20 protein-coding genes and 1 tRNA gene are annotated in these 20,411 nt (G+C 42.9%); 16 read left to right on the top strand and 5 right to left on the bottom strand.

From position 1 onward, the window contains the following. Window positions 1–71 precede the first annotated feature (71 nt). Window positions 72–2,201, top strand: coding sequence for a beta-propeller domain-containing protein (locus H605_RS17465; RefSeq protein WP_051210490.1), 2,130 nt, complete (start codon window positions 72–74; stop codon window positions 2,199–2,201). Between the two features lie 35 nt (window positions 2,202–2,236). Here H605_RS17465 and H605_RS0106790 read toward each other — a convergent pair whose 3' ends face one another. Next, window positions 2,237–2,416 carry a hypothetical protein gene (locus H605_RS0106790; RefSeq protein ID WP_029053536.1) on the bottom strand — a complete coding sequence of 60 codons (180 nt, stop codon included), beginning with the start codon at window positions 2,414–2,416 and terminating at the stop codon, window positions 2,237–2,239. Window positions 2,417–2,686: 270 nt separating this feature from the next. Beyond that, the gene (locus tag H605_RS0106780) at window positions 2,687–4,339 is read right to left on the bottom strand and encodes a sensor domain-containing protein (RefSeq protein WP_029053535.1); all 1,653 of its coding nucleotides are present in this window, start codon (window positions 4,337–4,339) and stop codon (window positions 2,687–2,689) included. Window positions 4,340–4,466: 127 nt separating this feature from the next. Between H605_RS0106780 and H605_RS0106775 the strand changes: the two genes are divergently transcribed. From H605_RS0106775 to H605_RS17455, 9 genes are all read left to right on the top strand, one after another. Further along, window positions 4,467–5,414 (top strand): DMT family transporter, encoded by a 948-nt coding sequence (locus H605_RS0106775; RefSeq protein ID WP_029053534.1) that lies wholly within the window; start codon window positions 4,467–4,469, stop codon window positions 5,412–5,414. 72 nt (window positions 5,415–5,486) lie between these two features. Beyond that, window positions 5,487–7,205 carry an ABC transporter ATP-binding protein gene (locus H605_RS0106770; protein ID WP_029053533.1) on the top strand — a complete coding sequence of 573 codons (1,719 nt, stop codon included), beginning with the start codon at window positions 5,487–5,489 and terminating at the stop codon, window positions 7,203–7,205. Next, window positions 7,205–9,049, top strand: coding sequence for an ABC transporter ATP-binding protein (locus H605_RS17460; RefSeq protein WP_051210501.1), 1,845 nt, complete (start codon window positions 7,205–7,207; stop codon window positions 9,047–9,049). Before H605_RS0106770 ends, H605_RS17460 begins: the two co-directional genes overlap by 1 nt. A 310-nt stretch (window positions 9,050–9,359) precedes the next feature. Continuing rightward, window positions 9,360–9,770: a hypothetical protein gene (locus tag H605_RS0106760; RefSeq protein WP_029053532.1), complete on the top strand. Its 411-nt coding sequence runs from the start codon at window positions 9,360–9,362 to the stop codon at window positions 9,768–9,770. Window positions 9,771–9,955: 185 nt separating this feature from the next. After that, window positions 9,956–10,411: a hypothetical protein gene (locus H605_RS0106755; RefSeq protein WP_029053531.1), complete on the top strand. Its 456-nt coding sequence runs from the start codon at window positions 9,956–9,958 to the stop codon at window positions 10,409–10,411. An 87-nt stretch (window positions 10,412–10,498) separates the two neighbouring features. After that, the gene (locus H605_RS0106750; protein WP_029053530.1) at window positions 10,499–10,816 is read left to right on the top strand and encodes a YolC/YozM family protein; all 318 of its coding nucleotides are present in this window, start codon (window positions 10,499–10,501) and stop codon (window positions 10,814–10,816) included. Between the two features lie 135 nt (window positions 10,817–10,951). Further along, on the top strand, window positions 10,952–11,176 hold the full coding sequence (locus H605_RS0106745; RefSeq protein WP_029053529.1) for a hypothetical protein: 225 nt from the start codon (window positions 10,952–10,954) through the stop codon (window positions 11,174–11,176). A 125-nt stretch (window positions 11,177–11,301) separates the two neighbouring features. Then, a complete protein-coding gene (locus H605_RS18600; protein ID WP_081657869.1) occupies window positions 11,302–11,985 on the top strand; it encodes a hypothetical protein in 684 nt (227 codons plus the stop codon). A gap of 136 nt (window positions 11,986–12,121) precedes the next feature. Beyond that, window positions 12,122–12,547, top strand: a complete 426-nt coding sequence (locus tag H605_RS17455) for a YhfM domain-containing protein (RefSeq protein ID WP_051210489.1) — start codon at window positions 12,122–12,124, stop codon at window positions 12,545–12,547. 585 nt (window positions 12,548–13,132) lie between these two features. On the opposite strand, the gene H605_RS0106725 is transcribed toward H605_RS17455, so the two are convergent. Next, window positions 13,133–13,588: a YusW family protein gene (locus tag H605_RS0106725; protein WP_029053526.1), complete on the bottom strand. Its 456-nt coding sequence runs from the start codon at window positions 13,586–13,588 to the stop codon at window positions 13,133–13,135. A gap of 101 nt (window positions 13,589–13,689) precedes the next feature. Beyond that, on the bottom strand, window positions 13,690–14,706 hold the full coding sequence (locus tag H605_RS0106720) for a DUF2804 domain-containing protein (RefSeq protein WP_029053525.1): 1,017 nt from the start codon (window positions 14,704–14,706) through the stop codon (window positions 13,690–13,692). A 73-nt stretch (window positions 14,707–14,779) separates the two neighbouring features. Here H605_RS0106720 and H605_RS0106715 point away from each other — a divergent pair. From H605_RS0106715 to H605_RS0106690, 6 genes are all read left to right on the top strand, one after another. Further along, window positions 14,780–14,852 (top strand) — tRNA-Ala (locus H605_RS0106715). 301 nt (window positions 14,853–15,153) lie between these two features. Further along, on the top strand, window positions 15,154–15,975 hold the full coding sequence (locus H605_RS0106710) for a transporter substrate-binding domain-containing protein (protein ID WP_029053524.1): 822 nt from the start codon (window positions 15,154–15,156) through the stop codon (window positions 15,973–15,975). A gap of 1 nt (window position 15,976) precedes the next feature. Further along, window positions 15,977–16,645, top strand: coding sequence for an amino acid ABC transporter permease (locus H605_RS0106705; protein WP_029053523.1), 669 nt, complete (start codon window positions 15,977–15,979; stop codon window positions 16,643–16,645). Window positions 16,646–16,670: 25 nt separating this feature from the next. Further along, window positions 16,671–17,399, top strand: a complete 729-nt coding sequence (locus H605_RS0106700) for an amino acid ABC transporter ATP-binding protein (protein WP_029053522.1) — start codon at window positions 16,671–16,673, stop codon at window positions 17,397–17,399. Window positions 17,400–17,444: 45 nt separating this feature from the next. Further along, window positions 17,445–17,930, top strand: a complete 486-nt coding sequence (locus H605_RS0106695; protein WP_029053521.1) for an amidase domain-containing protein — start codon at window positions 17,445–17,447, stop codon at window positions 17,928–17,930. A gap of 104 nt (window positions 17,931–18,034) precedes the next feature. Further along, window positions 18,035–18,631, top strand: a complete 597-nt coding sequence (locus H605_RS0106690) for a nitroreductase family protein (RefSeq protein WP_029053520.1) — start codon at window positions 18,035–18,037, stop codon at window positions 18,629–18,631. A 369-nt stretch (window positions 18,632–19,000) separates the two neighbouring features. Here H605_RS0106690 and H605_RS0106685 read toward each other — a convergent pair whose 3' ends face one another. After that, window positions 19,001–20,383 carry a dipeptidase gene (locus H605_RS0106685; RefSeq protein WP_029053519.1) on the bottom strand — a complete coding sequence of 461 codons (1,383 nt, stop codon included), beginning with the start codon at window positions 20,381–20,383 and terminating at the stop codon, window positions 19,001–19,003. Between the last annotated feature and the right edge of the window lie 28 nt (window positions 20,384–20,411).

Here is a 20,411-nt window from a genome sequence, read left to right as displayed (position 1 = left end):
AAATAGAATGTAACGAAACTGAAAATTTTCAGTCTACTCTACTACATACTAAATAAAAGGAGATGAAAATCATGAATACAGGTAGATGGCTCATTGTGTTAGGTGTAGCTGGAACGATTGGAATCCTAGTGCTAATCAGTTTCCTGTTTTGGCCGAAAGTAGGCATCACATCGACGAAGTCCGTGCTCGCGGGTCAGTCGCTACATGTTTACTTTACGGATCCGGTGAGAGGAAACTTGGATGCTTCGCAGTTTTATGTGACGAAAAGCAATAAGAAGACACCGGCCAAGCTAGCGTACGGAAATGGAAAGAATTCATTGCAAGTAGGGGAGCTGCAACCAGGAGATTATACATTGCATATTCCAGCAAATAGTTTTGGACTATGGAAACGCGCAGCTGACCAAGCGCTTTCATTCACCGTACTCGAATCTATACAGCCTGTCACCTCAATTAAGGAGATCGAGAACTTCTTTGAACGGGTGAAACCTCAAGGACGCAGTGAGATTATGGAGGAGTCTTCTTCGGAAGATAAAGCTTCTGGTGGCGGTAACGATCATTCAAAGACCAATCAGCAAGTAGCGGGTGTAGATGAAGCAGATACTGTCAAAACAGACGGCGATTTCCTGTATGATGTTTTAAATGGTGATGGACTTATGATCACGGATATCCGCAATCCGAATGGGATGGTCCTTGCCAGCAAGACCGACTTCACCGATGGATTCTATGCAAACCAACTGTATGTGGATCAGAACAAAGTCGTAGTAATCGGAGGACAAAATCTAGATGCACCGACGTCCACTATGGATCAGAACATAACAGAAGATCGTATCATGCCGATGCACCAACTGTCCGTTATCCGTGTATATGACGTCACCGACCGCATGAACCCGAAACTCATTCGTGAAACAGGTGCAGAAGGCTACGTCATCGGAACACGTAAAATCGGCCGATTCGTTTACATGATCACGAATAACCAACCATTTCTCTGGTACGATCATCCAACTCCGGTAGAAGATCAGCTAGTACCAAAAGTGTTTGATTCCGCAGCCAATCAACAAGTGCAGCCACTAGCATTAGATAAAATCTCGATTTTGCCAGGCGCGATGGAACCCTCTTATTCTGTCATCACGACTCTCGATATCGAATCTGGAGAACAGGGCGGAGTAGATACGAAAGCTTATCTCGGCAGCGGTGAACAACTGTACATGTCTGAAGAGCATCTGTACTTGACGTCGACAAACTACCAAGACAATCAGCAAAGCACTAGCGAAGTATTCAAATTCATACTCGACAAAACGCACGTTCATTTTCATCAAACCGCTCAACTAAAAGGGACTATCTTAAATCAATTTTCGATGGATGAGCACAACGGCTATTTCCGGACAGTCACAACAGAAGGCAATCTCTGGGACGAACGCAATAAAGCGAAGAACCATCTATTCATCCTCGACGAAAATATGAAACAAGTTGGTTCAGTCGAAAATCTGGCAGTCAATGAACGCATTTATTCCGCACGATTCCTTGGAGACAAAGCGTATATGGTAACGTTCCGCGAAACGGATCCACTATTCGTCATGGACGTGGCGAACCCGACTAACCCGAAAGTACTCGGCGAACTAAAAATACCTGGCTTCAGCAACTACTTACATCCGCTTGATGAAGGTCATTTAATCGGCTTCGGCTATGAAACAATCGCGAAGAAAAATCCACAAGGCGGCGCGCCGATCATCCAAACAGGCGGCATGAAAATCTCAGTGTTCGACGTAACAGATTTTGCGAATCCCAAAGAAACCGCATCCGAAGTCATCGGTGGGCAAGGGACCTATTCCTCAGTCCAGCACGATCATCACGCGTTGTTCATCCATCCAAACCGTAACTTATTCGGTTTCCCGATTTCAGTGTATGAGCAATCCAAGCGAGAAAACATTCTAAATCTACAAAGCTCTGGCGCAATGATCTACGAAATCACAGCTGAACACGGTATCGTTAAGGCAGCTGATCTAACCAATCGCATGACAAATGACTACATGGACTGGGAAAAAGAAATCCAACGTCTAGTGTATAGTGGCAATTCCCTTTACACGATTTCCGTAAATGAAGTAAACAGCTACACATTAGACCAATTCACACCGCTGGATACGTTAGAAAGAGCTAGCTACACATCGGACAGTGTACCACCCCGTGAATCGATAGAAAAATAAGGCTTGAGCGCTCACTAGTATTGGTGGGCGCTCATTTATATTGTCGAGCGCTCTATGGCGGTGGCGATCCGCTCAATGAAGCTAGTCAAGCGCTCAATCGGACCCGCAATCCGCTCAATGAAGCCAGCCAAGCGCTCAATCGAACCCGCAATCCGCTCAATGAAGCCAGCCAAGCGCTCAATCGGACCCGTTATCCGCTCAATGAAGCCAGCCAATCGCTCAATCGCACCTGCGATCCGCTCAATTCACCCGGCCAATCGCTCAATCGCACCTGCAATCCGCTCAATCCACCCGGCCAACCGCTCAATCGCAACCGCCATCCGCTCAATCACACCCCCACAACCCAACCAAAAAAGGTTGTCTTTTCACCTCCCGTACAGTAAGCTGTAATCAAACGCACTAAGACTTACCACAACTGAACAAGATAGACAAAAATGGAGCCCTTTCTTTATGAAAGGAGCTCCATCTAATTTGATAGCGATACTTTATTTAATTTCGATTTGCTCACCCGGCATTGGCATTCCGATGAAATGACCTTGCATAGCATCGATGCCCATCTCTTTCAGCAATTCAAATTGCTGTTCATTGCTAACGCCTTCTGCGATCGTGTATAAGTTGATCTTCTTGGAAAGTTGGATCAGTCCTTCGATCAATTTCTGCGTCTTCGGATTGCTCAATAACGCATCGATAAAGACGCGGTCAATCTTGACGCTGGAGATCGGCAAATGCTGCAAGTAACGCAACGATGCATATCCTGAACCGAAATCATCGAGAGTGAACTGTAAACCGAGGTTTTGTAGTTCGGACATTTGTGCCAGCACGGATTGTTCTTCTTCCGCTTTAAGCGCAAATTTCTCCGTAAACTCAAGATGCACTTTATTTGCGGGGCAACCTGTTTCATTTAAGATGGAGATTAATCGGTCTTTCCATTGTGGATTCAAAGATTCACGAATAGAAGAGTTGATGGAAATACTCATATCATTCCCGGCGCGATGCCATTTCGTTACGAACGTCATCGCTTCTTCTGCCACATATGCACCGACTTCTTCAATCAAACCGTTTTCTTCTGCAATCGGAATCAATTCGTCGGGACTGATGACGCCAAGATCTTCATCCTCCCAACGAACGAGCGCTTCATAGCATGTGATTTTCTCGCTAGCCACATCATATTGCGGTTGATACGCTACATGCAATGAATTGCGATCTAGTGCTGTCAGCATCTTGCGGTCAATTTCCAAACGGCGGTTCAGAATTTTATGGGACTCAGCAGACAGTGAAGCAATCCGTCCACCACCTTGACTAATGACATCATCTGCGGCAGTCATCGCAACTTTGTATAGTTGCGTGTATGTTTTCTGGTCTTCAGGGAAACGTACAATCCCGCCACTGATCGAAAGTGTTTGCGCATTGTGGCTGAGGTAGATTGGCTGTTGCTTTAAGAAATCATAGAATCCTTGAATATACCAATCACCGAAAGCTGTCAGCACAACAAAGCTATTCGTATCGATACGTGCAATCGGATTATCTTGGAAATAACGTTTTAATCGATTGGTGAATTCTTGAATCAGCTGCGTCTCAGTTTCTTGGGATTGCAGCTCTTTCATAGTGAAGTAATGATCGATCGTCAAATAGACAAATGAAAAATGGTTAGCATTTGCGATGTATTCGTTCACCACTTGTTCTAGCTTGTGGCGGCTCATGAGTCCTGTTTCTACATCAATGAATGCAATGTCTCCTAAGCGTTTCTGCAAACGAACATCTTCCGTAATATCTAGCTCCAAGAAAAATACGGATTGCAGTTCTCCGAAGTCGGAGAGGGTAGGGACAGCGAGTGTATTCACATAGAATGATTCACCTTTGCGAGACATTTTTTCTATTTTACCCGCCCATGTTTTCCCTGACAGCAAACAATCCCAAATGGAGTTCGCTATTTCCTGGCTTTCAGGTTGATCCGAAAACATTTGCCAGAAAGATTTTCCTAAAATGCGCTTAGGAGTCCAACCACTGACGGTTAGGTAGTTTTGATTAGCATAGGTGATTAGACCATCGCCATCCGTATGTGTAACTAATTGGTATTTACTTAGACTATCGACTAGTGCCTGATATCTGCTTGTCTCTGGTAACGGAATTGTGTGCATAAAGGTACTCCTCTCCAATTCTACTATATAACTATTATAAATGAAGTTTCAGTGTTGTCCATGACTCATGTGTGAATTTTATACTATATGACTAAAAAGACAAGAAATTAGTTAGGGGTGACAGATCATGTTGCGATTAAAAGGAATTATCATGATTATTATAGGTTCGATGTTATGGGGCGCTACGGGGCCTATGATGGAGTGGATTTTGAACCATAGTGAAATGTCCGTTTCGATGATGTTAATCCTACGTTTGTCGATCGCGGGTGGCGTGTTGCTATTATTATTGAAAGCAAAAGGCATACAGGTCGGTCGTCCTATGAGGCAAAAGTTGTGGTTGCGCAAAATGGTGATGTTCGGCGTGATCGGAATGCTCGGTGTACAGTTTGGATTCGTTCAAACCATCGCACATAGTGACGCAGTAGTCGCAACATTATTCCAGTTCGTTGCACCGGTCTACATCATCATTCTGCTTTCCATATTTCAGAAATCCTTCCCGCCAGGCAGCCAAGTAATCGGTATGGTCATTGCGTTATTCGGCTTGATCTTGCTCTTGACAAATGGTTCGTTCTCGAGCATTTCATTAGATACGACCGCAATTGTGTGGGGGATAATTGTGGGATTTGCCTTCACTTTCTACACACTATATCCCGTAGTTCTTATGGCGGAGTGGGGTGTATTACTCGTCGTTGGCTGGGGAATGTTCATTGGTGGTATGACTTTATTCATCATCAACTTGCCGATGTTCTTCATGAATCTTGGTGCTTTGCTTGACGGTCCAGCGATGGGTATGTTGTTACTCGTCATCATTATGGGAACACTCGCATTCATCATGTTCCTGCAAAGTATGAACTATATTTCACCTGTTGAAACGAGCGTGCTTTCCAGCTTCGAACCGCTTACAGCGATGATAATCTCCGTATTCTGGCTAGGTCAGGCAATGGGTGTCTGGCAACTAACCGGCGCGGCCATCATGCTAGTGGGGGTTGTCTGGTTATCCATAGGCGGTAATCGCAAGAAGAAAAGCGCTCCGTTCCCAGATCCTATTCAAGAGTATGACCATAGCGAGGTATAGCTTTTCGCCTGTACACACTGTATTCCTATATGACATAATGAAAGGAAAGACAGCAAGTAAAGGGTGAATTAGATGAAAACGGTTTTTCGCTATGCACTACCTTATAAATGGCCAATGTTCATCGCCATTTTACTCATGTTACTTGAACTATCGGTCGAATTAATTCAACCATTGCTGATCGGTAGAATTATAGATGAAGGAATTATGAAAGAAGACTTGAACACCGTTCTGATTTGGGGGAGTGTCATGATGGCACTCGCCTTTATAGCGCTCTTTACGGGCGTCGTCAATTCCTATTTCGCTGCACATGCCGCGCAAAGTTTCGGCTATGATCTCAGACAAGCTTTGTTTCGGCGCGTCCAGACGTTTTCGCTAGCGGCATTTTTGCGCTTTCCGACATCTAGTCTCATTACACGTTTGACAAGTGATGTGACGCTTGCCCAAACCGCGCTCTTCATGGGGTTACGAATTATGGCCCGCGCACCGTTAATGGCACTCGGCAGTCTGATTATGGCATTCGTCGTCAGTCCGAAACTCGCAGTATTCTTACTAATTGGTTCACCGTTCCTAGCTGTATTCCTCGTCGTCATGGCGCGCAAAGGTGTACGTTTATTCGGGCAAGTTCAACGCCGTTTGGACGGTGTCAATCAACTCGTACAAGAAAATTTACAAGCGGTTCGTCTCATTAAAGCCTATTTACGAGGTGTTTTTGAAACGAACCGTTTTTCCAAAGCGGCAAGTGCACTGAAAAAAGACAGTGTCCATGCGATGCGTTTAATGGAACTAATTTTACCCGTGTTACTGTTTATCATGAACGTCAGCTTTATGGCGGTGCTTTGGTTCGGTGCAGACGAAGTGCGCAACTCCAATATGCCTGTCGGAGACGTCGTAGCAGTCGTCAACTACACGATGAGAATGACAAGCGCTTTTTCAATGTTCTCCTTTTTGATCGTCATTTTCTCGCGCGCAAAAGCGTCTTCCGATCGGATGGAAGAACTGCTAGTTGCCGATGGTGATCTCGAAAAGCTAGAGATAGCCGACAATTGCCAACAAGGTGCTGTTTCAGTTCGTTTTGAGCACGTCTCATTCCGTTATCCAGGAACGACTGAAGATGTGCTTAGAGACGTGTCGTTTGAAATTCCAGCGGGTGAGAAGCTTGTCATTATGGGGGCTACCGGTTCCGGTAAATCTACGATGCTTCAACTACTCCCGCGCATGTTCACGGCGACGGAAGGTACTGTGTGGATCGATGGCAAAAACATAGCCGACTGGCCGCTTAACACATTACGAAACTTGATCGGTTATGTGCCGCAGCAATCAATGCTCTTTACAGGTACGATCACCGATAATCTGTCATGGGGTAAACCGGACGCCACTGCGAATGAAATCGAAGAGGCCGGTAAAAAAGCACAAATACATTCGTCTGTCATGAACTTTACAGATGGCTATGAAACACGTGTCGGGCAGCGCGGCGTGAATTTATCTGGCGGTCAAAAACAGCGCTTGTCTATTGCTCGCGCATTGATTCGTAAGCCCTCCTTACTGATTTTGGATGATAGCACGAGTGCACTCGACGTCAAAACCGAATCGTCATTATGGGACGCATTGCAGGAAGAAGATACGACGATGCTGATTGTCACGCAAAAAATCCAAACCGCTCAAATTGCTGATGCGATTTTATTATTATCAGATGGTGAGATTGTGGGCTATGGCACGCATGAAGAGTTACTTCAAACGTCTGCCTTCTATCGGGAAATTGCAAAATCGCAACAGAATGGGGGAGTGGCATGATGCGAAAACCTTTCGGCTATGAACCTATTATTCGGAAAGAGGATTTATCAAAAGTTCAGCGTAAAAAAGTTCAGAAAGCGGGCGACTGGAAATCCGTACTTGCACGCATTTGGCGTTTGATCGATCAACAACGAAGTTTACTAATCGCAGTCATGACTCTCGTATTAATCAGTTCAGCCCTAGCGCTAATTGGCCCATTGATGATTGGAAAGATTATCGACGATTTCATCATTCCGAAAAAAGTGGACGGGCTCAGTATGCAGATTGGCTTATTACTGCTCGTGTATGCAGGCTTCTCATTGTCTACTTATTTCCAAAACTACTGGATGGTCGGAATTGCACAGCAAACAGTTTATCGTCTGCGCACGCAATTATTTGGCCATCTACAGAAGCTGCCCATCCGATTCTTTGATAAGCGGCAGCACGGTGAATTGATGAGCCGCGTGACGAACGATATCGAGAATGTTAGCCAGACGCTGAATTCTTCGTTGATCCAAGTGTTTTCAAGTGTACTGACACTGGTCGGTACGGTATCAATTATGCTGTATCTCAGTCCGTTATTGACGTTGCTGACTATGATTATCGTACCTTTAATGTTCATTGCCATGCGCTGGATTACTCGTCGCACGGGTATATTATTTAAAGAGCAACAGCGCGCAATCGGTGAATTAAATGGGATGATTGAAGAAACGATTTCTGGTCAACGTGTCGTCAAAGCGTTCTCACAGGAACAGAATGTCATGGAAGAGTTCGCGCAAAAAAGCGAACGCCTTCGTACAGCGGGTTTTTGGGCGCAGACATATTCAGGCTTCATTCCAAAAGTCATGAACACACTTAATAATATGTCGTTCGCGATAGTTGCGGGGGTTGGCGGACTGCTGGCGGTGACAGGATATGGTGGCGTAACAGTCGGAACGATTGTCATCTTCAGTGAGTACGCACGGCAATTCACGCGACCGCTGAACGATTTGGCCAATCAATTTAATACCGTCCTCTCCGCCATTGCAGGAGCGGAGCGAGTGTTTGCCATTATGGACGAGCCGGTGGAAAAAGACGAAGCAACGAAGCAAATCGAAACATTACATGGCGATGTCGAGTTCCGCGATGTGACGTTTGGTTATGAAGAGGAAGCGATTATTAAGAACCTTAGCTTCCATGTTCAATCAGGTGAAACCGCAGCCTTTGTTGGTGCAACAGGAGCAGGGAAGACGACGATCATGCAACTGCTGTCACGCTTTTATGAAGTAGACAGCGGCCAAATTCTGCTCGACGGCATCGCAATCGACGAACTGCCACGCCATACCGTACGTAGCCAAATGGCCTTCGTCTTGCAAGATCCGTTCTTGTTCGAGGCGACAGTTCGCGAAAACATTCGCTACGGCAGACTCGACGCAACGGACGAAGAAGTGGAAGAAGCTGCAAAAAAAGCCAACGCCCACAGCTTCATCTGCAAACTATCGTCTGGCTATGACACGGTGCTGACGGCAGGTGGCGAAGAGATATCACAAGGACAAAAACAACTGTTATCTATCGCGCGAGCACTCGTGGCGGATCCGACCTTGCTGTTACTCGACGAAGCGACGAGCAGCATTGATACAGTGACAGAGCTCGCGATTCAAGAAGCGTTAGAGCGTCTCATGGAAGGACGAACAAGCTTCGTCATCGCCCACCGTTTGAACACGATTAGACAAGCAGACAAAATCTTCGTACTGGCAGATGGCGAGCTACTCGAATCCGGCAGCCACGATGAACTGCTGAAACGCAAAGGCGTGTTTTATGGGATGCTGAATAATGAAGAGAAAGTGGAAGCCGTTGATCGAAGCCTTCCACTTACGATTGACTAATGACGTTTTCTAATGTTGGAGAGTGGAGTTAGAAACCTTAATTACTTCTTTGTCTAAGAAATTGAATAAATACAACATGAATGAGCATCGCATTTAGCGGTGCTTTTATTTTTTTGAATAAACTTAATTAGAATATTTTTGGGAATTTATGTATACTCATAGTATGGTAATTGAAAGAGTGGAATCAGAAAGTCTAAACATAGTTACTTGGATTCACAGTATTCAAAAAGGTGGATACTTTTACACTTTACGGACGTATAAATAGTAGAACTATGATTGTTCAAGAATTGAGACAAAAAGGGGGATTTTTATGAGAAGGTTCTTTTATTACTTCGGTTGGACAATGGTGATAGGAATTATTATTTATATAGGTGCTAAATATCAGTTCCTGTTGAAACAAGAATATATGAAAAACTATGAAGCCCTATCATTTGTTTTGTTTTCATCAATTTATCCTATTGGTATTGGAATGTTGCTTAAGTTGCCAAAACTTATAAATGAAATTATAGAAAATAGACAATGGACCTTTAATTGGGCTAAATTCATGGGGATTGGGTTGCCATCTCTTGGTGTATTATCTATAAGTATATTAATATTTACACCGGCAGGGGAGAATATTATTCCGTTTGTACCAGAAATAATGTATTCGGGAAATTCAACCATTCAAACAATAGCTGGTGTGGTGTTTGGCTTTATTTTATTAGATAGTGTAAAGAAATAATGAGTTGTATGTAAATTAACAGGTGTTGTTGTGGAAGAAGTGTTGTGCCTGAAATGGGCCATTAGGTTGTAAGAGAAGCGCGGTTACAAAGAAATCGGATGGATAGAGTACTTTTCGTATTGTGAAGGAAATATGTGGGCTGATATTCGTATGGGAAAACATTTGTGATATAAGGTGGGAATACTATGGAGGAAATAGTATGGGATATACAAGAAATCAAGCGTTTAAAGAAAAAAGGGTTGGTTGAATATAATCTTGGGATGCTGTTGATACTCCTAATTTCTGCTTTGTATATAAATATGGGATGGCCAGTTTCTGTATTCTTCGGTATAGCGTGTCTGGTAATCTGGTTTTTCACAGCACATTCGCTTTATATTCTTATAACAGGAAAAACTACTGGTACCAAAACAAATAAGCTAGTCCAAGCTTTTGATAGAGATCGTTCGGGAGGTAGGCGCTGGAAAAGGCTAAAGATAGTTGAAGTTATTCTCTTTAGTGTGTTAAGCGTTGTTTGTACACTACTTGTATTTCCTATTGATATTGACTCTGAACCATTGCAGTTTATGTATATTTGGGCATTATTAGGTGCTTGGTTTGGTGCTAATGTGGGTTCGATTATTAGAATAATTAGCTTGGAGTGATATGTATATAAAGTAGAGTATGTACAAAATAAATTACGAATACAAGTTTGTACAAGTTCCATTAAGAAAAAAGGAGAATGATTAGCTATGAAAAAGAAATACGTAGCTATAGTTGCTGTAATGTCATGTTCATTATTTTATTTTGGGGACGATTATATTTCCTCTGCTTCGCCAAATGAAGATGAGAAAATCGATAATCTTTTTGAATCGGAATTATATGATAACGCTGAAATGAAATTCGGCATAACTTTTATGGGTGTTGGTAAGAGTGAGAAGATCTTTTCAGTACATATAGACGAAGATAATTTACATAATAAAGAAAAAGCAAGACGTTATTTTGAAAAAGAACTTGCCAATAATGGCGTTACTAATTACGAAGTTGAGATTTTAGATATAGTAAAATAAGTTGACTATCTAACGAATGATGAACGTTTTGGTAAATTTTCGTCAAACAGTGGCAATTCTGTAACAAGGATTTGCACCCCATTTCAATAACAAGGGCCATTTACAGCACAGACCAAGAACAGGAGGTATCCTGCAATGCGATTTTACGATAAACCACTTAAAGCGTATTTGTTTAATGATTTAAGTGCTGTTGAAGAACATGATCATGAACTCATTTACTTTTTTGAAAAGGGATACGTGACAGTTCTTGGTGAATTTGAACATGAAAAGTATGGTGGAGGTATAGCCTGCCTTATTTTCAATCAAGAGGATGTTATATCTGTATCAAAAGGAATGTTACGATTTGTAGAAGATAACTAATCGTGAAATCGGTTTGATATCTTCAACACATGGGTGCATTATTAACTGAACTACCGTTGCGCATCAAACGGGCCATTTACTTTAGGAAATGAAGGTATAATAAAATGTTAAGAGGTGCTCGAAAAATGGCTAATGAAAAGTTGTTTAAAGCTATTTATATTCCAGAGACACCGTTTGTCAATGGAGTATTAAAGCTTAATAAGGCAAAGAAATATTGCTTTGAACTACTCGGAAGTGAAAAAATGGTAGATAATCTTTATCATTTTATTTATAAAAGGGATGAAAAACAAATTCACTGTTATTATTTCGAGGATTTAGAAGATGAGTTGGAAAGATATTTGTTTGTGGAGAACAATGATTTATATGATGACTTTGTTTCGCAGTTTTGGGGTGGGGGACAAAGGTATTGGGAAAGTGGCATGGATGTTTATTTAGATGTAGATAGTCCTGAAGAGGTATTCGATTGCTTAAATCATGTATTTAACGATAGGTTTTATGATGAAGATGAACCTACGCCCACGTGCCATATTTTTGGGCAACAAATGTGGCATAGCAACGCTTACCTCATTGCCAATAGGACAGCTTTACTGGAACTGAAAGAGGCAATTGATGTTGCCTTAAAGCATGAAGAAACAAGATTAGGTTTGATGCCTTCTGATGGCGAGGGATATGATTTATTCATCAAATGCGTTGACGACGATTTTGAATGGGAAGAGTTAGAAATGCCTTATCATGATAGAGAATGTTATATGCCTGATGAATCGGAAGCACTTCCGCCAAATAAAACTTTTGAAAAATATAAACTTTAGAGGAATGTATCTAATCTGTAATTTGTATTCTTATTGAACTAAAGGGGGAAATTCTTGAAGAAGGATCGCACCTAATTCAGTAATAGAGCCAGTTTGTAGAATAAAATTATTTTGAATTTAATGGGGAGGGATAATTTTGAAGAAAGTTACTTTATCACTTACTTTGGCTTTTTGTGCTTCACTTTTATTTGCCTGTCAATCTAAAGACAAGGTAATGACGATGTTAGATGGTATTTCATCGATTTCTATTTCTGAATCTAATAGCTATGGTGGTATTAACGAAAACTATGATACAACAATCGATAAAGATGCAATCATATCAAGGGTTGAAGAAGTATTCAAAAATGCAGAAGGCAGAAAACAGAAAATTGATGTTGGTACTGAAAAGCCTGATTATGATATTTTAATTCGTTATGAAAATGGAGAAACCCACGGATTACATCTTGTACTAGGAAATACAGGAGAAAAAAGCAGAGTAATGTATGTCGGTCACGAAAACAACGGTTTTAATATATCGTCTGAAGATACAAAAGTATTAAAAGAAGTTTTAGATAACCAATGATTATAAGGCAATCGGGCGGGATTGTTGCACAAATTTCATGTCATTAACGGGCCAAATTATTTAATAATGTATTTAAAGGAGTAGATAACTTATGAAGATAAATTGGACTTTGTTTTTTTTCATATCTTTTTGTGTGGATAGTGGTTGGCATAGTGATATTTGATAATGTAATTCCTATGATTATTTTTATAATCTGTGGAGGAGCATGTGGTGGTTTTATACTTGCTACTAAAAAGAAAAGAAAGGTTTGCAATTGAACTATTAAACAAATGGGGGCGATTGTGGAAGAAGTTTATTCGTAGTGGCTTAGTTGATCGGAGCGGAAGCCGGCGACTCCCGGGAAGGTCAGTGGTTCACCGCCCACCCTCCGGAACGCGTCCGGCTGCAGCGCAGATCAACGGTTTCCAACTACAACTATAAATTAGTAGCGGATTCCGTACAATTTTCCTATTATTTACTTATAATAGTAATATAAAGGCATGAAAAACCGCTAATTCATAAAAATTAGCGGTTTTTTCATGCCTTATTTTGAATAAGTAATCAGAATGGTTTACAAAACCTGTATAAATAGCTCGTTCCACGTTATTACTTCTTCTCATCAATATGAAGAGTCTTGCCGTCTGCAAACTCTACATCCAACTTAAACTCATCATACCCATCGAGACCGTACCACTGTAAAATGCGATCAATCGCTTCATCTTTAGTAGTTCCGTTATCAATCAAAATCTCCATAAACATCTTATGCATATCGTCAATCGCTTCATTGCCTTCAAGATTCACTTCCTGGAACTCATTGACATACTCTGCATCACCAGGCTTTACATCCTCATAATCCGTTTCGATTTTCTTATCGTCTTTCTTGATCGTTAAATCGAAATCCGTGAAGCCATAGCCGTCACCTGTGTTCATTGTACTGCCTTCATCCTCGCCTTCAATGCTGACCGCAGCGTCATTGTCCGGTGCCTTGTCTTTTGACGAGCAACCTCCGAGAAGTAAAATAGATGAAACCCCTGCAATAGATAATATTCGTAGTAATGACATAAGCGCCACCCTTTCTAAAGTGTATACTACTTGTATTATCACCTTAAAACAGTAAACTTAAACAAAAAACGGATCTCTTTGTAGGTAGGAGAGAAGGATAATTAGCGATACTTACGCTCCAAGATCGAACCGAGCATCTGTCGAATAGGTAAGACTTGTCCGCTTGGTAGTCGAACTTTTCCATGATAATAGCCGACATATTGAGTAATCGACATCTTTCTAACAAGATAGTGATCGAGCGTTGGGCATTGGAAGAATGGTTTAAATGTCAATTGGATATTATCCGAAAATTTCGTTTGGATTTTCCAAGCACTTTTCGGGTCTTTTTTATCGCTCGTGAATACTACATCCTCGTGAAATTTATGCATTGCACCTTCCACAAAGACAGCATTTTCCGTTAACCCCGTACCATCCGTCCAACGGCCGCCGAAATTCAAGCCGATTCGTTTACCGCTTGTCCGTTGAGAGGCCATTGCCCAATCCCAATTCGTTCCGGCATGCCACACACCACGACCATAATCGTGGACCGCGAAACTATAATACGGATTAAAATCATAGCGTCGATCGCCAACGCGAACATATCCGCCAGTCGGCATAATAGAGTGTTTGGAGGTGAAATGGAATGAGTCTCGACTTCTCGGGATGACCACATTTAAAGATTCATCTTTCTCGGGATGAATAATATGCAAATCTGCATGCAATACTTCATTGTCGAAATCAGGAATGACCACGGACAAATGCGTTTCGCCTTGCATATGGACGAGTTGAATCGTAATATCGTCATGCACAAACTTAATACTTTCGAGTGCCTCTTCAGGCATTTTTATACGTCTTCCAAAAGGTAGGGTTACATGTTTTTCATAGAAACGCTGTGTTTCATAGTTGAGTATGTAAACTAGACAAATAACTTTATGATCTAAGTGTACAATCGAGGCAGTCAATAAGACCTCTTCCCCGTAGATGCACCAATTATTCCAGCGCTTCTTTTTCATAAACTGTCCTCTTAGATTGCTCCTCACTAAAGGGCTGCGTGCGTATCCTATTGATTCAGGATTCAGAAGTCCCTTGGAGTCACACAGAGACACAGTTTCAGTCAACTCTCTTTCTTCATGCTGCATGCCGTTAACCACCTTTCTTGCCTATTGTCTTTTAAACGAACAGTTGATATACTCTATATTGTATCAGATATGAGGGGCATTAGCTCAGCTGGGAGAGCGTTGCGCTGGCAGTGCAAAGGTCAGGGGTTCGAGCCCCCTATGCTCCATTAAGATAATAGCGGCAGTTCTTGAGAGAAATCTCCAAGAACTGCTGCTTTTTTTATTTAAAATGATACTACTCATACTATACTCCCCTTTACCGTACGCAATAAAACTATTTACTATTGTATAATTATTCATTCTAGCGTATATTAAATAATATAGGAAGTAACCGTTATAAGATCTTGTCCAATATATGTAGTATGCAAGCAAACGTATACATATACTTGTAGACAGTTGTAAGTCAGTATCTTATAATTGTATTAATTTAGAATATTTATACTAGTGAAGAGAGAGAAGGGGAAATGTATGAAGAAGATGTTTACAGCACTATTACTAATCCTAGTCTTGGTTGTTGCGGGATGTAGTAGTAACGATGGAGGAGCAGGATCAACAGAGAAGTCCACGTTAAAGAATATTAAAGACAACAAGAAATTGGTGATCGGAATTGCACCAGGTTATTTCCCTTTTGAAATGAAAAGCATTGACGGCGGATTTGTCGGCTACGATATCGATTTAGCAAACGCGGTAGGTGAAGCGCTAAATACAGAAGTGGAATTTAAACAATTCGCATTTGATGGCTTAGGACCAGCTTTGCAAATAGGTGATGTGGATATGGTCATCGCGGGTATGACGATCCGTGGAGACCGTGCACTATCCATTAGCATGTCGAATCCTTACTATAAAACAGGTCAGGCGATCATGGTGCCAGCTGCGAGCAAAGGTATCAAATCATGGGAAGAGCTTGATGTTAAAGGTAATAAAATTGCTGTAGGTATCGGGACTACGGGCGCACTGCTTGCAAAGTCTCAGTTCAAAAATGCGGAAGTAGTAGATTACGAAGATTTCCCGTTGGCAGCTACGACAATGGGTTCAGGACAGGCTGATGCAGTGGTGTATGATGAACCTGCTATTGCGGTATGGCGCTTAGAACACGAAGGAGAAGTTCATCAGCTCGAAGGTTTGCTTTCAGCTGAAAACTTAGGGATTGCAGTGAAGAAAAATGATTTTGAAACGATTCAATGGTTGAATTCATTCTTGCATAGCTATGTTGATAGCCCGGAAGAATTGGAATCAAGAAGTCGCTGGTTTGAGGAAAGCGACTGGCTAGATAAGGTTTCGGGAGAATAATATGGGCGGCTATGAATATGACTTCAGTGTAATATCGCAAAATATGGATATCTTTATTGAAGGGGCGCTGAAAACACTCGAAATTTCAGCAATCGCATTATTGCTGGCTATTCCGCTGGGTATTATCATCGGAATGGGCCGGATTTCCCGCAATCGATTTATCCGTATTCTTTCCTCAGCCTATGTAGAAGTCATGCGCGGTGTGCCGTTGCTAGTACTGCTGATTTGGATTTTCTTTGTGCTAGGTCAATTTTTAAAACTCGGTTCCTATTGGGCATCGATTATTGGTCTAGCTGTCTTTACCGCAGCATTCATTGCAGAAATCGTTCGTTCAGGAATACAAGGTGTGCCAAGAGGTCAGATGGAAGCGGCTCGTTCGTCAGGTATGACCTACTGGCAGGCAATGCGTTTGATCGTCTTGCCACAAGCATTCCGACGAGTTTTACCGCCACTTGCTTCACAATTCATCATGCTAATTAAAGACTCATCTTTGATTTCGGTCATCGGTGCGACGGAATTGACGTTGAACGCGAAGAACCTCGTTGCCACTAGTATGCGTTCCATTGAAGTATGGACATTCATAGGTTTCGTTTACTTTGCCATGACGTTCACGTTATCCATGATCATTCGTGCGATCGAACAAAAGTTATTAGCGAGAGAAAATTCATGAAGTTCGATGTGAAGGAGTGCCAGATATGATTTCTATAAAACATGTGAATAAAACATTCGGTATGAACCAAGTGCTGACAGATGTCACGCTTGAAGTGCCTAAATCAAACGTTGTGGCCATCATTGGCCCAAGTGGAGCAGGGAAGTCTACATTAATTCGCACGATCAATGCGCTCGAGCCGATCGATAACGGAGAAATTGTTGTAGACGGAATTTCCATCCACGATAAAAAAGTGAATATCAATAAAGCACGTTCTGAAATAGGATTCGTTTTCCAAAGCTTTAATCTTTATCCTTTCCTCACAGCGTTGCAAAACGTCACGCTTGCGCCCATCAATGTAAAAGGATTAAGTAAAAGTGCAGCGGAAGAGCGAGGGAAGGAGTTGCTGACTTCACTCGGCCTTGGCGATAAATTCGACGCGTATCCAAACCGGTTATCGGGCGGTCAGCAACAACGTGTAGCGATAGCGCGTGCGCTTGCGATGGATCCACAAGTCATGTTATTCGATGAGCCGACTTCTGCACTCGATCCCGAGATGGTCACGGAAGTTCTTGATGCGATCCGTAAACTCGCTGAAAGTGGTATGACGATGGTCGTCGTGACGCATGAAATGGGCTTCGCCAAAGAAATTTGCGACGAAATCATCTTTATGGCAGACGGCAAAGTCGTGGAACAGGCAACACCTGCCAAGTTCTTCACGAATCCCGATTCTGAACGCGCCCAAAACTTTTTATCGAAAGTATTACATCATTAATTGAACGTCCCTCGTTGTCATATGATATGGCAAGGAGGGATTTTTTTGTACAATCGACAAGCGGCAGTAGACTATGCAGATAAATGGTGGAATAGCAGAAACCCCGCTTTCCCAAGTTTTGAAGATGACTGCACGAATTTCATTTCACAATGTCTGTTGGCAGGAGGGGCACCGATGCACGGAGCACCGAACCGCGAAAAGGGCTGGTGGATGCGTAAAGGCACGTGGAGCTTCAGTTTTACCGTCGCTCACTCGATGCGCTGGTACTTAGCAACTTCTACAAAAGGGTTGACTGCAACTCAAGTAAAAACTCCACAAGAACTGCAGATTGGGGATATCATTACGTACGACTTCCATGGGGATGGCCGCTTCGACCATACAACGATTGTAACTGCCAAGGACGGGGATAACCCTCTTGTCAATGCCCATACGTATAACGCGTATCATCGCACATGGGATTATAAAGACTCCTACGCTTACTCGCCGAATGCGAAGTATATCTTCTTCAAAATTAATGATCATTTCTCATAATTGTCCAGTTCTGCATCAAAGTGTTTCTCATAGCCTCTAGCAACAGACTACCAAGTTAGGGTATAATGAGAAACAGATACTTAGTGCAAAGGAGAAGGTTGAGTGTGAATGAACAAGCATTATCGGTAAGAGAGGCCATCGTCACACGGCGCTCTATCAAGAATTTTAACGGACAACCGATCGAACCAGAGATCATCCCAGAAATTATAGAAGATGCCGTTTGGGCGCCAAACCACGGAAACCGTAATCCTTGGCGATTGATCGTAGCAACAGACGAACAGTATGAAGAGCTTTTGGACGTCTTGAAGGAGTTCGGTGTAGCAAATTGGAAACAGCTTTCTGACGAGGATCTCGAAAAACAAATGAAGAAGTTCTCGACTGCCAGTGCAGCTGTATTCGTCATCGTCCCTGAAGATGTACGCCAAAAAGAGCGTATGGAGGATTTTGCAGCAGCCAGCATACTGATTCAGAATATCCAATTACTTGCTTGGGATAAAGGAATCGGTACTTGTTGGAAGACGCCGCCGTTCATCGACAACCCGAAGTTCCGAGAGCGTCTAGGTGTAGAAGCAGGCGAGCGCATCATCAGCATGTTACAATTCGGCTATTTCGACACATCACCAAAAGCTCCACCGCGTAAGCCGGTAGAGGAAATCATCACGTACTTTGGTAGTAGTGAGGACGAAGAAGAGGAAGCGTGAGGGCGGGAAAGTATCGTTCTTAATGTGGATATATTAGTGATATGAAATACGAAACAGGCTACCCCTTTGTGGAGTAGCCTGTTTTTTGTGTGAGAAAAGGGAGAAGTGCTCATGGTTTCTTGTGGGCGCTCTATCCGGCTAACGCAAGCGCTCAATGCAACCCCACGAGCGCTCTATTCAGCAGCGTAAGCGCTCAATGCAACCCAGCGAGCGCTCTATCTAGCAACGTAAGCGCTCAATGTAACCCAGCGAGCGCTCTATCCAGCAGCTTAAGCGCTCAATGCACTCCCGCGAGCGCTCTATCCAGCACCGCACCCGCTCAATGCAACCGGGCAAGCGCTCTATCACCACACACAACCGCTCATTCAATCACAATCCAAGCTTTTCAATCTCTCCATAATAACTGCTGATGACACGCAGTCCTTTATCGAAATTCTCCAAGTGGAAGTGTTCATTCGGCGCGTGGAAGTTTTCCGTATCCAGTCCGAAGCCCATTAAGACGACTGGGATGTTAAGGATTTCATCAAATGCTGCAACGATTGGTATGGAGCCGCCACCCCGTGTGTAAACGGTAGGTACGCCATATACTTGCTCATACGCTCTGCCTGCCGCTTGAATCACTTCGTGGTCGTATGGCGTTAGGTAAGGTTTCCCTTTATCAAATTCAGTTACTGTTACTTCACAGCCGACGGGTTCGTGTTTCGCAATGTGCGCGCGTAGCTTTTCTACGATTTCATCCGGTTCTTGATCGGGGACTAGTCGACAAGTGATTTTCGCTCCTGCTTCGGAAGGGAGGACGGTTTTGATGCCTTCTCCTGAAAATCCTCCGAATACGCCGTTGATCTCGAGTGTAGGACGTGCCCATGTGCGTTCCGTGTACGTGTAGCCTGGTTCACCGGTCAGTTCTTTAACCCCGACTTCTTTTTTCACTGCTTCCTTATCGAAGTCGAGAGCTGCCCATCCTGCACGCTCTTCTTCAGTTAGGTCGCGAACTTGATCATAGAATCCGTCGATTGCAATAGTTCCTTCGGCATCACGGAATGAAGCTAGAATTTCGACGAGTGCGTGGATCGGGTTTTGAACACCGCCACCGTATAGTCCGGAATGCAAGTCACCTTTAGGGCCTTTCACGTCGATTTGTACGCCGGCTAATCCGCGCAGTCCGTAGCAAATGGCGGGCTGTCCTGGTCCGTACATGCCTGTATCAGAAATAACGATGAAGTCTGCCGCTAGTTTGTCTTGATTATTTTGGATATATTCCTCAAGGCTCGGGCTACCAATTTCCTCTTCCCCTTCAATAATGAGCTTGACGTTTACAGGAAGTTTGCCTTCAACATTCATTAGCGCCTCGATTGCTTTACTGTGCATAAACACTTGCCCTTTATCATCGCTTGCTCCGCGTGCATATAATTTATTATCACGTATTGTTGCTTCAAATGGAGGTGTTTCCCATAAGTGAAGCGGGTCAACAGGTTGCACATCGTAGTGGCCATAGATCAGGATGGTTGGCTGACCTTCGGCATGCAACCAGTCTGCATAGACAACGGATTGTCCAGCCGTTTTTTCAATCGACACGTTTTCCAAGCCGATATTTTCGAATTCATTCGACAACCATTCCGCTGCTTTTTGCATATCCGGTTGATGTTCGGAAAGTGCGCTGATGCTTGGAATTGCCAGGAAGTTCGTTAACTCTTCCAAGTGGCGGTCACGGTTGTTTGTGAAATATTGGTCCAATGATGGTAATGAAGTCATAGTAAACCCTCTTTTCTTTGGATATTTT

It is taken from the genome of Sporosarcina ureae DSM 2281, assembly GCF_000425545.1.
GTDB classification, from domain to species: Bacteria; Bacillota; Bacilli; order Bacillales_A; family Planococcaceae; genus Sporosarcina; species Sporosarcina ureae.
This window is presented reverse-complemented; position numbering and strand designations above follow the sequence as displayed.